Origin of the sequence: Geodermatophilus sabuli, from assembly GCF_900215145.1 — a bacterium.
In the GTDB taxonomy this organism is placed as follows: domain Bacteria; phylum Actinomycetota; class Actinomycetes; order Mycobacteriales; family Geodermatophilaceae; genus Geodermatophilus; species Geodermatophilus sabuli.
The window spans coordinates 118,870-131,167 of sequence record NZ_OBDO01000012.1; the positions used below are offsets into that span (position 1 = coordinate 118,870).

Annotated in this window: 12 protein-coding genes; 8 read left to right on the forward strand and 4 right to left on the reverse strand. The window is 75.2% G+C overall.

The genetic code is table 11. The features are described 5' to 3' along the window. Positions 1-100: 100 nt before the first annotated feature. Positions 101-1,636 (reverse strand): amidase, encoded by a 1,536-nt coding sequence (locus tag CRP39_RS23040; protein ID WP_097208726.1) that lies wholly within the window; start codon positions 1,634-1,636, stop codon positions 101-103. A gap of 106 nt (positions 1,637-1,742) precedes the next feature. Between CRP39_RS23040 and CRP39_RS23045 the strand changes: the two genes are divergently transcribed. Beyond that, positions 1,743-2,474, forward strand: coding sequence for a trimeric intracellular cation channel family protein (locus tag CRP39_RS23045; protein WP_097208727.1), 732 nt, complete (start codon positions 1,743-1,745; stop codon positions 2,472-2,474). 46 nt (positions 2,475-2,520) lie between these two features. Here CRP39_RS23045 and CRP39_RS23050 read toward each other — a convergent pair whose 3' ends face one another. Then, entirely contained in the window at positions 2,521-5,361 is a 2,841-nt protein-coding gene (locus CRP39_RS23050; protein ID WP_097208728.1) for a SpoIIE family protein phosphatase, read from the reverse strand. Between the two features lie 128 nt (positions 5,362-5,489). On the opposite strand from CRP39_RS23050, the gene CRP39_RS23055 reads away from it, so the two are divergent. Beyond that, on the forward strand, positions 5,490-6,641 hold the full coding sequence (locus tag CRP39_RS23055) for an EAL domain-containing protein (protein WP_245854057.1): 1,152 nt from the start codon (positions 5,490-5,492) through the stop codon (positions 6,639-6,641). A 110-nt stretch (positions 6,642-6,751) separates the two neighbouring features. Continuing rightward, a complete protein-coding gene (locus tag CRP39_RS23060; RefSeq protein ID WP_097208729.1) occupies positions 6,752-6,925 on the forward strand; it encodes a DUF1059 domain-containing protein in 174 nt (57 codons plus the stop codon). A 57-nt stretch (positions 6,926-6,982) separates the two neighbouring features. Here CRP39_RS23060 and CRP39_RS23065 read toward each other — a convergent pair whose 3' ends face one another. Beyond that, a complete protein-coding gene (locus CRP39_RS23065) occupies positions 6,983-7,906 on the reverse strand; it encodes an aldo/keto reductase (protein ID WP_097208730.1) in 924 nt (307 codons plus the stop codon). A 228-nt stretch (positions 7,907-8,134) separates the two neighbouring features. Between CRP39_RS23065 and CRP39_RS23070 the strand changes: the two genes are divergently transcribed. Beyond that, entirely contained in the window at positions 8,135-8,419 is a 285-nt protein-coding gene (locus tag CRP39_RS23070) for an HU family DNA-binding protein (RefSeq protein WP_089336247.1), read from the forward strand. 229 nt (positions 8,420-8,648) lie between these two features. Further along, positions 8,649-9,905, forward strand: a complete 1,257-nt coding sequence (locus CRP39_RS23075) for a serine hydrolase domain-containing protein (protein ID WP_097208731.1) — start codon at positions 8,649-8,651, stop codon at positions 9,903-9,905. Between the two features lie 50 nt (positions 9,906-9,955). Here CRP39_RS23075 and CRP39_RS23080 read toward each other — a convergent pair whose 3' ends face one another. Next, entirely contained in the window at positions 9,956-10,417 is a 462-nt protein-coding gene (locus CRP39_RS23080; protein WP_097208732.1) for a MaoC family dehydratase, read from the reverse strand. Between the two features lie 65 nt (positions 10,418-10,482). On the opposite strand from CRP39_RS23080, the gene folP reads away from it, so the two are divergent. The 3 genes from folP to CRP39_RS23095 all read left to right on the forward strand — a co-directional run bounded on the left by folP (position 10,483) and on the right by CRP39_RS23095 (position 12,270). Continuing rightward, entirely contained in the window at positions 10,483-11,343 is an 861-nt protein-coding gene (gene folP, locus CRP39_RS23085) for a dihydropteroate synthase (protein WP_097208733.1), read from the forward strand. A gap of 65 nt (positions 11,344-11,408) precedes the next feature. Beyond that, positions 11,409-11,789, forward strand: coding sequence for a VOC family protein (locus CRP39_RS23090; RefSeq protein WP_097208734.1), 381 nt, complete (start codon positions 11,409-11,411; stop codon positions 11,787-11,789). A 55-nt stretch (positions 11,790-11,844) separates the two neighbouring features. Then, a complete protein-coding gene (locus CRP39_RS23095) occupies positions 11,845-12,270 on the forward strand; it encodes a PaaI family thioesterase (protein WP_097208735.1) in 426 nt (141 codons plus the stop codon). The last annotated feature ends 28 nt before the right edge of the window (positions 12,271-12,298 follow it).

Below are 12,298 nucleotides of genomic sequence, written 5' to 3' on the forward strand. Positions count from 1 at the left end.
CGCCCGCCTGGCCCCTCCCCTGCTCGCCTCCCGTTGCGGGGCGAGGGGCGCGGGCGCAGGGCGGGGTGGAGGGGGCGAGGCGAGGGGCGCGGGGAGCCGCTCAGCGGGCCGGTGGGCGCGGGAAGCCGCCGACCAGCTGCTCGAAGGCGTGCGCCACCTTCAGCGGCGTGGTGTCCTCGAACCGGCGGCCGACCAGCATCATCCCGACCGGTAGGCCCTGCGAGAGCCCCGCCGGGACGCTCGTGGCCGGGTGGCCGCTGACGTCGAACGGCGCGCAGTTGACGATCATCTCCAGCGCGCGGGCCACCCGGGTCTCCAGCGGGTCGTCCGGCGCCGGGATCTCCGGGGCGACCATCGGCACGGTGGGCATCACCAGCAGGTCGACGTCGGCGAGCGCGGCGTCGTACTGACGGCGGACCTCGGTCGCCAGGTTCCGGGCCATCGCGTAGTGCCGGGTCTGCTCCATCTCGTAGGACCACCGCCCGGCCAGCGCCACCGCGGTGACCGTCGGCGACCACTGGTCGACCACCTCGCGCCGCTGCCGCCCGTAGTGGGCGACCAGGTCCGGGTCGTAGCGGCCCTCGTAGTTCCAGCCGTAGGCGTTGCCCTCGATCATCTGCACCGTCGCGCCGTCGGTGGCGATGACGTTCCAGACGTGCAGCGCGTGCCGGTGCCACGGCAGGTCGAGGTCGACCACCTCGATGCCGAGCTCCCCCAGCCGCTGCGCGGCGGCCCGGACGGTGTCGTCCACACCGGGCTCGGAGAGCTCCTCCCAGCCGAAGCCCTGCGCGACCACCCCCACCCGCAGCCCCGCGACGTCCCCGCCGAGGGCGGCGGCGTACTGCTCGGGGGCGAGGCCGGCCGGCTGGCGGGGGTCGTGGCCGTCCCGGCCGGCGAGGACGTCGAGCATCGCGGCGGCGTCGGCGACCGTGCGCGTCATCGGGCCGAGGTGGTCGAGGGTCAGCTCGATCGGGAACGCCCCGGTGTAGGGCACCAGGCCGTGTGTGGGCTTGTGGCCGACGATGCCGGAGAACGCCGCCGGCATGCGGATCGAGCCGCCCTGGTCCCCGCCGACGGCGAGGTCGACCTCCCCGGCGGCCACGAGCGCGGCGCTGCCGCTGGAGCTGCCGCCCGTCGTCCGGGACGGGTCCCACGGGTTGCGCACCGGGCCGGTGACGGAGGTGTGGCTGCCCCCGGAGAAGCAGAGGTCCTCGCAGACGGACTTGCCCGCGACCGTCGCGCCGGCCGCCAGCAGCCGGGTGACCACGGTGGCGTCCTCCCGGGGGACGAAGCCCTCGACGGTGCGCGAGCCGTTCATCATCGGGACGCCGGCGACCTCGACGTTGTCCTTGACCGCCACCGTCCGGCCGGCCAGTGGCCCCTCGGCGGCCCCGCGGATCTCGGTGGTCACGTACCAGGCGCCCAGCGGGTTGTCGGCGTCGGACGGACGGCTGCTCGGCCGGTCCTCCGGCGCCTGCGGGGCGATGCCGGCGTAGAGCTCCTCGACCGCGTCGTAGGAGCTGAGGAACGCGGCGACGATCGGCGTGTAGGACGCCACGTCCTCCGCACTGGGCTTCATGCCGTAGCTGGCCGCGAGCGCGGCGACCTCGTTCTCGTCCGGCGGGCGTACGGGCACGGCGACCTCCAGGGCAGCGGCGGGTGTGCTCGCAAGCTAGCGACGACGCCGCCGTCCTGTCACCGGGAACCGGACCGTACCCGCGGGCCGGGGAGAATGCCGGCCCGTGGAGACGATTGCCGCGGTGGCCGAGACGCTGCGGGTGCCGGCCCCCGTCGACCTCGCCGCGATCGTCGTCGGCGCGCTCACCGGCGGCCTGCTCGCCGCCCGCGAGGGCTTCGCGGTCTCCGGCGTCCTGCTGCTGGCCGTCAGCGGCGGGCTCGGCGGCGGGCTCATCCGCGACGTCCTGCTGGCGCAGGGCCCGCCCGTGGCGCTGACCAACCCGGCCTACCTGCCCACGGTGGCGATCACCGCGATGGTCACCTTCTACTTCTCCGGCTGGCTGTCCCGGCTGACCGCGCTGCTGGTCGGGCTCGACGCGGTCACCCTGGGCTTCTTCACCGTGATCGGCGCGCAGAAGGCCCAGCTCGTCGGTCTCTCCAGCGCCGCGGTCGTGTTCGTCGGCACCGCGACCGCGGTGGGCGGCGCCCTGATCCGCGACGTGTTGCTGGCCCAGCGGGCCGAGATCGTCCAGCCCGGGCCCTACAACGCGGTGGCGGCGCTGCTGGGCGCCACCGCCCTCACCATCCTGTCCGGGCCGCTGGGGATGGACCCGATCCCGGTGGCGGCGCTGGTCATCGTGCTGGTGGCCGCGCTGCGCGTGCTGTCGGTGTGGCGCGGCTGGGAGGCGCCGGTGGCCCTCGACCTCCCGCTGCGGGCCCGCAGCCGGCTCGGTCGCGTGCGCGGGGCCCGGCCGCCGGGCCGCCGCACGAAGCTGCGGCGCCGCGACCGCACCTGAGGGAGGGCCCCGCCCTCCACCCCCTGGCAGGAGGACCCCGTCCTCCTCACCGGTCGACGCCGGCCTCCGGGTTCACCTCGGGTGCGGGCTCGATGCCCGGCGGCAGGATCTGCGGGCCGGCCTCGGCCGGCCGGGGCTCGGTCTGGGTGTGCAGGCGGACGGCGAGCAGGGCGACGTCGTCCTCCGCGTCCGGCAGGAACAGCCGCTCGAGCACGAGGTCGCAGAGGGCCTCCAGCGGCAGGTCCGCGTACTCGCACAGCACCGCCAGCAGCGCGTCGGTGCCGGCGTCGAGGTCCCAGCCGCGGCGCTCGACCAGCCCGTCGGTGTAGAGGAACACGGTCGAGCCGGCCGGGAGGTCCACCAACCGGTCCGACCGTGGCGTCGACGGGTCCACCCCGAGCAGCAGGTCCGCGGGCAGCCCGTCGAGGACCCGCACCTCCCCGTCGGGGGAGAGGACCACCGGGGGCGGGTGTCCCGCGCTCGACCAGCGCAGGCGGGTCCGGTCCAGCCGCAGGTCGGCGTCCTCCTGCTCCAGGCGCGCGACCAGCGAGGTGGCCACGGTGTCCAGGGCGAGCCCGCGGATGGCGCGGTCGAGCTCGGCCAGCACCTGCGACGGCGCGGCGCCGCTGGAGTAGCTGATGCCCCGCAGCAGGCCGCGCAGCTGCCCCATGGCCGCCGCGGCCCGGCTGTCGTGGCCGACGACGTCGCCGATGGCCAGCACGGTGGCGCCGCCGGCCTCCAGGAACGCGTCGTACCAGTCGCCGCCGATCTCCGCGCCCGCCGCGGCCGGCACGTACCGGACGACGATCTCGCAGTGGTCCGGCTCCGGCGGGGCGGTGAGCATGCTGTGCTGCAGGGCGTCGGCCAGCACGCGCTGCTGCCCGTAGAGGCGGGCGTGGTGCAGGGCCAGCCCGGCCCGCCGGCCCACCTCCACGGCGGTGTCGATCTCGGCCTGGGCGTGCGGCGCCCTGCCCGGGCCGCCGAACAGCCCGAGCGCCCCGAGGGTCTGGCCGCGGGCGACGAGCGGGACGATCACGCCCGAGGCGACGCCCAGCCGGTCCAGCAGCTGCCGCGTGGCCGCCTCGGGCAGGGCGGCCTCGATGCGCGCCACGTCGATCTCCGGCAGCACCAGCGGCCGGCCGGTACGGGTCACGACGCGGGCCGCCGCCTGCTCCGTCATCACCGTGACCATCGAGTGCACGTACAGCTCGAGCTCTGCCCGCAGCGCCGGGTCACGGTGCGCCGAGGCCATCTCGTGCATGCGGCCCTGCTCGTCGGTGACCACCAGCCAGCACCAGTCCCCGAGGGTCGGGACGACGAGGTCGGCGAGCTGGCCGACCTGCTGGCTGATGTCGAGGCTGCCCGACAGCACCCGCCCGGCGTCGGCGAGCAGCTGCAGCCGGGAGTTGGCCGCGGCCATCGCGGCGACGGCCTCGGCGCGGACCCGGTCGGCCTGCAGGCGGGACGTGGTGAGCGCGATCTGCGCGGCGAACGCCTCGAGCAGCTCGACGTCGGGCTCGGTGAAGCTGTGCTCGGTGGTCCAGACGACGGTGAAGCTGCCGATCAGCCGGCCCTCGACGCGCAGCGGGAAGGTCGCCAGCGCACGGGTACCCAGCACATCGTTGATGCCGGCGAGCCGCGGGAACCGCGCCTCGGCCGACGCCGCGTCGGCGAACAGCATCCGCTCCCCGTGCTCGGCCACGTACTGGATGGGGAGCTCGTCGTCGTCCATCGGGACGCCGCCCGGCGGCAGGACGACGTCGGCCTCGGTGGCCACCACCTCGAGGATCCGGCGGGTGAGGTGCAGGTAGAGCCGGCCGTCCTCCGGGTCGCGGGTGGCCAGGCCGATCGCGTCCGCGCCGAGCACACGCGCGCCGCGGAGCGCGATCTCGGCCAGCTGCGGGATGCGGGTGGCGTTGGCCAGCTCGGCGGCCACCTCCGCGATCGCCGCGGCCCGCTGCACCGCCGACATGCGCCGCGCCGCCTCCTCGCGGGCGGCGGTGACGTCGATGACCGTGCCCAGTACCCGCACCGGTTCGCCGCGCGGGTCGGTGATCACCCGGCCGCGGGACACCGTCCACACGACACCGCCGTCGACCCGGCACATCCGCGCCTCGATCATGAACGCCGAGCGCTGCGCGATCGCCGACCGCATGGCCTCGGCCACGGCGGCCTGGTCGTCAGGGTGCACGTGATCGGCCAGCACCTCCTCGAGCGAGTCGTGCTCGACGGCGCCGTCCAGACCGAAGAGGGCCGCGCAGCGCTCGTCCCAGCGCATCGCCCCGGTGCGCAGGTCCCGCTCCCAGATGCCGATGGAGCTGGCCTCCAGGGCGATGTCCAGCCGGGCCAGCGAGGTGCCGATCGCCGTCCGGGCGGCCGACAGCTCCAGCTCGGCGATCACCGAGGCCGCCAGCTGCTCCAGCAGCGCGGCGTCGTTGACCGACCAGGCGCGCGGCACGGGGTCGTACACGGCGAGGACGCCGACGACGTGCCCGGAGTCCGCGACCAGCGGCACGCCCAGGTAGGCGGCGACCTGGCCCGAGGTCACGGCCGGCAGGTCGGCCACCGCGGACAGCGCCGCGGCGTCGGGCACGACCAGCGGCGCCCCGCGGCGCACGGTGATCGCGGAGATGGCGCCGGTCAGCAGGGCCGGGCCGCCGATGACGCCCGGCGGCAGGCCGTACCCGCCGACGACGGTGTCCTGGTCGGTGAGGATGGTGACCTTGGCGTGACCGGCGCCCACCAGCCGGGCGGCCAGGGCGGAGAGCCGGTCGAAGGCGGCCGGGCCCGCGACCTCGACCAGCAGCCGGCGGGCGGCGGCGATGCGGTGGGGGTCGCGGAGGACGTCGACCCCCCGCGGCAACGGGGACGGCAACGGCGACGCCATGCTCTCCCCCTCCGCTGCTGCAGCGGACCCCGTGCGCTGACCGCGAGACTGGTCCATGCTGTCACGCTCGCCGGAGCCGCCCCCGGACCGGATCCCGGGCGCGTCACCGGTGTTGCTCCCCCACCGGGGTGAGCGCCCGCCACGGGCCGGTCAAGCCGTCCTCCGGGCGGGTCGATGGGGTCGGCATGTCGGTGACCCGCACGAGCACCCTCCCGGACTGCCGTCCGCTGCTCGCCGACCCCGACGACCTGACGCTGGTGTTCCAGCCGATCGTCGACCTGTCCGCCGCCCGGGTCGCCGGGTACGAGGCGCTGTCCCGCTTCCCGGGCACCGCGGGCCTCGACGTGTGGTTCGCCGCCGCGGCCGAGTGCGGCCGGGCCGCCGAGCTCGAGGCGCTGGCCATCACCAAGTCCCTGGCCGCCGTCCCGTTCCTGCCCGGCGACACGTTCCTGACCGTCAACGTCAGCCCCCACCTGCTCGGCACCGAGCCGGTGCAGGAGGCGCTGGCCACCCGCCCGGACCTCACCCGGGTCGTCGTCGAGCTCACCGAGCACACCCCCGTCGACGACCTGGTGGCCCTGCGCCGCCAGGCCGACGAGCTGCGCTCCCGCGGCGCGCTCATCGCCCTGGACGACGCCGGCTCCGGCTACTCGGGACTGCAGCAGATGGCCACCGTCCGGCCGCAGCTGGTCAAGCTCGACCGCGCGCTGGTGACCGGCATCGACACCGACCCGGTCCGCTCGGCGCTGACCGAGATGGTCGGCGAGTTCGCGGGCCGGATCGACGCCTGGCTGCTGGCCGAGGGGATCGAGACCACCGGTGAGCTGGCCGCCTCCATCCGCCTCGGGGTCCCGCTGGGCCAGGGGTGGGTGCTCGGCCGCCCGGGCCCCGACTTCGCCCCGCTGGCCCCGGAGGTCGTGCGGCTCGTGCAGACCCAGGTCGCCCGGGCGCGGCTGACCGACAGCGTGGCGAGCCTGCTGCGGCCGGTGCGCCAGTGCAGCGCGGGCGAGTCCACGCCCGGCGTCGCGCCGGCGGTGCTGGTGGGGGACCTGGGGAACCCGGTGGGGCTGCTGCTGGCCGACGCACGGACCGGCGCGACGTTCACCGCGCCGGTGTCGCTGCGGGTGCACCCGTCCGGGGGCGTCACCGAGACCCTGCAGCGAGCGCTGACCCGCCCACCGGCGCACCGTTTCGACCCCGTCGTCTGCACCGACCCCACCGGCACCGTCGTCGGCCTGCTGCGGGTCGAGGACCTCGCCTCGGCCGCCGCCGCGCGCTGAGAGACGCCCCCCTGCCCCGACCGCTCGCACGCCCGCGGCGGGGTCCTGCAGGAGAGCCACCGACCGCCCGCACGGGCGACCCGGCCGGCACCACCCGACAAGGAGTTCCCATGAAGACCTTCGCCTGCGGCGACGTCATCCCCGGCTGCAGCGCCCGCTTCTCCGCCGTCGACGAGGGCGGCATCCTCTCCGCCGTCGCCGGCCACGCCGCCGCCGACCACGGCGTCACCGACGTCACCCCGGAGCTGGTCGCGGCCGTCCGCAGTCACATCCGCGCGGCCTGACGCCGGGATGGAGGAGATCCGCGGGGAGGGTGACGCCCGCGGATCTCCTCCACCAGGTCAGGACGAGGCGTCGGTGAGCAGCTGCCGCTCGTCGTCGGTCAGCACGAGGTCCTGCATCGGCAGCAGGTCGGCCAGCTGCTCGACCGACCGGCCGCTGGCGATCGGCGCGACGACGGTCGGCTGGTCGGCCAGCCAGCGCAGCGCCACCGCCGCCCCCGGGACCCCGTGCGCCTGCGCCACCTCCTGCAGCGCGGCCAGCACGCGGTCGCCACGCTCGCCCACGTACACCGCCGCGCCCTTCGCCCGTGGCGAGTCGACCGGCTCCCCCGCCCGGTACTTGCCGGTCAGTAACCCCCTGGCCAACGCGTAGTACGGCAGCACGCCCAGCCCGCGCTCCGCGACGACGTCCCGCAGCTCCGCCTCGTAGGCCGGCCGCTCCATCAGGTTGTAGTGCGGCTGCAGCGCCGCGTAGCGGGTCAGGCCGAGCCGCTCGGACGTGTCCAGGGCCTCCGTCAGCCGCGTCGCCGAGTAGTTCGACGCCGCCACGTACCGGACCTTGCCCGCCTGCACCAGCTCGTCGAACGCCTGCAGCGTCTCCTCCAGCGGCGTCGTCCCGTCGTCGTAGTGGGCGTAGTAGAGGTCGATCCGGTCGGTCCGCAGCCGGCGCAGCGACCCCTCGGCCGCCGTGCGGATCGCCGCCGCCGACAGCGGGTGCTCCTTGTCCAGCGGCGAGGCCTTCGTCGCCACGACGACCCGGTCCCGGGCGCCGCGCGCGGCCATCCAGGCGCCGAGGATCTCCTCCGACCGCCCCTTCCCGTAGGACTCCGCGGTGTCCACGAACGGGGCCTCGGTGCTCGGCGTCGCGTCGGCGAAGCGGTCCAGCAGAGCGGCGGACGTCGCCTCGTCCGCCGTCCAGCCGAAGACGTTGCCGCCCAGGCAGAGGGCGCTGACGGTCAGGTCGGTCCCGGGGATCTGCGGCATGACCCCACGCTAGATGGAGGACCCTCCTGCCCCGTCGCCCGCAGGCTCGCGACGGGCCCTGCAGGAGGGCCGCGTCGCCGCCCGATCGGGTGGACCGATGGGGCGTGGGGACCCGTCCGACCCCCCTCTGTGGCGGATCGTCAGCCCGGCATGGCACCGTGCCCCCGGTCCGACCTCGGCCGATCCGCCGTGGTCGCACCACCCACAGACACTCTCGAGAGGAAGACCGTGAACAAGGCCGAACTCGTCTCCGCCATCGCCAAGCGGGCCGACGTGCCCGCCTCGACCGTCGACTCGGTGCTCGCCGGGCTCCAGGACGAGCTCGTCGACGCCATCACCCGCGGCGAGAAGGTCGCCGTCTCCGGCCTGCTGACCGTCGAGCGGACCCAGCGTTCCGCGCGGACCGGCCGCAACCCGCAGACCGGTGAGTCGATCGACATCCCCGCCGCCAACACCGTCAAGGTGACCGCCGGCTCGAACCTGAAGAAGGCCGCCAGCAACGTCCCCGTGTGACCGGCGGCGTCCCGGCGACGTCCCCGTGTGACCGGCGACGTCCCGGCGACGTCCCCGTGTGACCGGCGGCGTCGTGGTCTGATCGGTCGCGTCCGTGGCGACGTGCCGGTCCATCCGGAGCGTCCGTCGGGCCGGCGGCCGCACCCGTGTGGCCTGACTCACAGCGCCGTGGGTCAGGATGCGGGGCGGGCGCCGCCCGACGGCGGGCGCGCTGGCGAACGGAGGGCACGTGACGACGGCACTGCAGGTGGACACCGATCCGGCCGAGGTGGGCTTCGACCCCGGCCGCCTGGACCGCATCGACCGGCGGCTGGCCCGCTGGGTGGACGAGAGACGGATCCCGGGCTTCCTGGTGACCGTGGCCCGGCACGGCCGCCTGGTGCACGTGGGCCGCGCCGGCCACCGGGACGTCGAGGCCGGCCTGCCGGTGGAGACCGACACCCGCTGGCGCATCTACTCGATGACCAAGCCGGTGACCTCCGTCGCGGCGATGATGCTGTACGAGGAGGGCGCCTTCGAGCTCTCCGACCCCATCGCGACGTGGCTCCCGGAGTTCGCCGACACCCGCGTCTACGTGGCCGGGTCGGCGCTGAAGCCGGTGACCGCCCCGCAGACCGAGCCCATCCGGGTGTGGCACCTGCTCACCCACACCTCCGGTCTCACCTACGGCTTCCACAACGCCCACCCGGTCGACGCGATGTATCGGGCCGCCGGCCACGAGTGGGGCACCCCGGCCGGCGCCGACTCCGCCGAGGTCTGCCGGCAGTGGGCGGCGATCCCCCTGGTCTTCCAGCCGGGCTCGGAGTGGAACTACGGCGTCTCCACCGACGTCCTCGGCCGGCTGGTCGAGGTGCTGTCCGGCCAGCCGCTGGACGAGTTCTTCGAGCAGCGCATCTTCACCCCGCTGGGCATGCGGGACACCTCCTTCGGCCTGCGCGAGGAGGACGACCCGGAGTCGCTGGCCCGCCTCTACACCGCCGTCCCGGGACAGCCCGGCGGCGCGCCCACCGGCTACGCCCCGCTCGACACGATGGGCGCCGGCGCGCTGCGGAAGCCGGCGTTCCTCTCCGGGGGCGGCGGCCTGGTGTCCACCGCCGGCGACTACCTGCGGTTCGTCGAGCTGCTCCGTCGCGGCGGCGCCCACGACGGCGGCCGGCTGCTCGGGCCGCGCACCATCGCGCACATGACCCGCAACCACCTGCCGGGCAACGCGGACCTGGAGACCTTCGGCCGGCCGCTGTTCGCCGAGACGCCACTGCGCGGGGTGGGCTTCGGCCTCGGCTTCTCGATGGTCATCGACCCGCCGCGCTACGGCGTGGTGGCCAGCGCCGGCGACTACAGCTGGGGCGGGGCGGCGTCCACCGCTTTCTACGTCGACCCGGTCGAGGACGTGACGGTCGGCTTCTACACCCAGCTGCTGCCCTCGAGCACGCTGCCGATCCGCAACCACCTCCGCCAGTTGGTCAACCAGGCCCTGGTGGACTGACGCACCCGCCCCTTGTGTCGGTTTCCGCGGAAACCGACACAAGGGGCGGTTCAGAGGTAGCGGCGGGAGAGGGTGGTCGCGACCATCGCCGGCTTCGCGCCGCCCTCGACCTCCACGATCACGGTGAGCGCCAGCTGGACGCCGCCGTCCACCGGCGTCGCCGAGTCCAGCACCGCGCCGGCCCGCACCCGGGCGCCCACCGGCACCGGCGCGGGGAAGCGCACCTTCGCCGTGCCGTAGTTGACCACCATCCGGAACCCGGTGAACTCGACGATCTGCGGCGTCAGGGAGGGCAACAGCGACAACGTCAGGAACCCGTGCGCGATCGGTCCACCGAACGGACTCTCCCGGCGGGCCCGCTCGGGGTCGACGTGGATCCACTGGTGGTCGCCGGTGGCCTCGGCGAACCGGTCCACCCGCTCCTGGGTGATCTCCACCCAGTCGCTGTGGCCCAGGTGCTGCCCGACCAGGCCCTGTACGCCCTCGATGCCGTGCGCCGTCGTCGCTGCCATCCGTCGTCCTCCCGTCGCCCGCCGATCTGGTTGGCTGACTCCACCACAGACGGACGGAGGACGGGTTGCTGCGCCTGGGAGCCCTCGACGTGCCGCCCGGGCGGCTGGTCGTCATGGCGATCGTCAACCGCACGCCCGACTCCTTCTACGACCGCGGCGCCACCTACGAGCTGGCCGCCGCGGTCGAGCGGGTGGACCGGGTGGTCGCCGAGGGCGCGGACATGGTGGACGTCGGCGGGGTGAAGGCCGCCCCCGGTGAGGACGTCGACGCCGCCGAGGAGATCCGGCGCACCGTCGACCTGGTCGCCGCCATCCGCGCGGCCCACCCGGCGCTGCCCATCTCGATCGACACGTGGCGCGCGGAGGTGGCCCGTGAGGCGCTGACCGCCGGCGCCGACGTCGTCAACGACGCGTGGGGCGGCGTCGACCCGGAGTTGCCGGCCGTCGCCGCCGAGGCCGGCGCGGGCCTGGTCTGCACGCACGCCGGCGGCCTGCCGCCGCGCACCCGCCCGCACCGGGTGACCTACGACGACGTGGTGGCCGACGTGGTCACCCGGACGGCGACGCTGGCCGAGGCCGCCGTCGCCGCGGGCGTGGACCGGGAGCGGGTGCTCGTCGACCCCGGGCACGACTTCGGCAAGAACACCCGCCACTCGCTGGAGGCGACCCGCCGCCTGGACGAGCTGGTCGCCACCGGGTGGCCGGTGCTGGTGGCGCTGTCGAACAAGGACTTCGTCGGCGAGTCGCTCGACGTGCCGCTGGACGAGCGGCTCACCGGCACGCTCGCGGCCACCGCGGTGAGCGCCTGGCTCGGCGCGACGGTGTTCCGCGCCCACGACGTCGCCGCCACCCGGCAGACGCTCGACATGGTCGCCGCGATCCGCGGCGACCGCCCGCCCGCGCGCACGATCCGCGGGCTGGCCTGAAGGCCCTGGTCGCGACCCCCCGACCGGCCTACCCTGCGGCGCACGTCGGCACAGGAGGTGGCGGGATGAGCGGCCGGGTCGTGCACTTCGAGATCCCCTTCGACGACGGGGACCGCGCGCGCAGCTTCTACAAGGAGGCTTTCGGCTGGCAGGTCCAGGAGATGCCGGAGATGGCCTACACGCTGGTCACGACCGGCCCGAGCGGCGACCAGGGACCGACCGAGGCCGGGTTCGTCAACGGCGGGATGCTGGCCCGGGCGGACGCCACGTCGGCCGGGCCGGTCGTCGTCGTGGACGTGGAGAGCATCGACGTCGCGCTCGAGCGGGTGACCGAGCTGGGCGGCGCCACGGTGTCGCCGAAGACCGCTGTGGGCGACATGGGGTTCGCCGCCTACGTGCGTGATCCCGAGGGCAACGTCGTGGGCCTCTGGGAGAGCGCCGGCTGACCGTGCGGCGGCCGCGGCGGACGGAGGCGCCCCTGCCTCGATAGGTTCCGGGACCATGGCCGCCACCGGGTTCCACACCGCCGACGAGCTCAACGCCCTGCTGCCGGGCACCCTCCCCGGGTTGCTGGGGCTGAGGATCACCGCGCACGAGCCCGGCCGGCTGGAGGCCGCCCTCGACGTACGACCGGAGCTGCTCGCCCCGAACGGCTACCTGCACGCCGCCACCGTGGTCGGCCTGGCCGACACCTCCTGCGGGCTGGCCACCCGCGCGCTGCTGCCCGAGGGCTCCACCGGGTTCACCACGATCGAGCTGAAGAGCAACTTCCTGGGCACCGTCCGGGACGGTCGGATCGCGGCGGTGGCCACCAACGCCCACGCCGGCCGGACGACGCAGGTGTGGGACGCCGTGGTGACGGCGGAGGGCTCCGGCAGGACGATCGCGCTGTTCCGCTGCACCCAGTCGGTGCTCTGGCCCCGATGACCCGGTCCACCCGGGCGGGTGTCCCCCC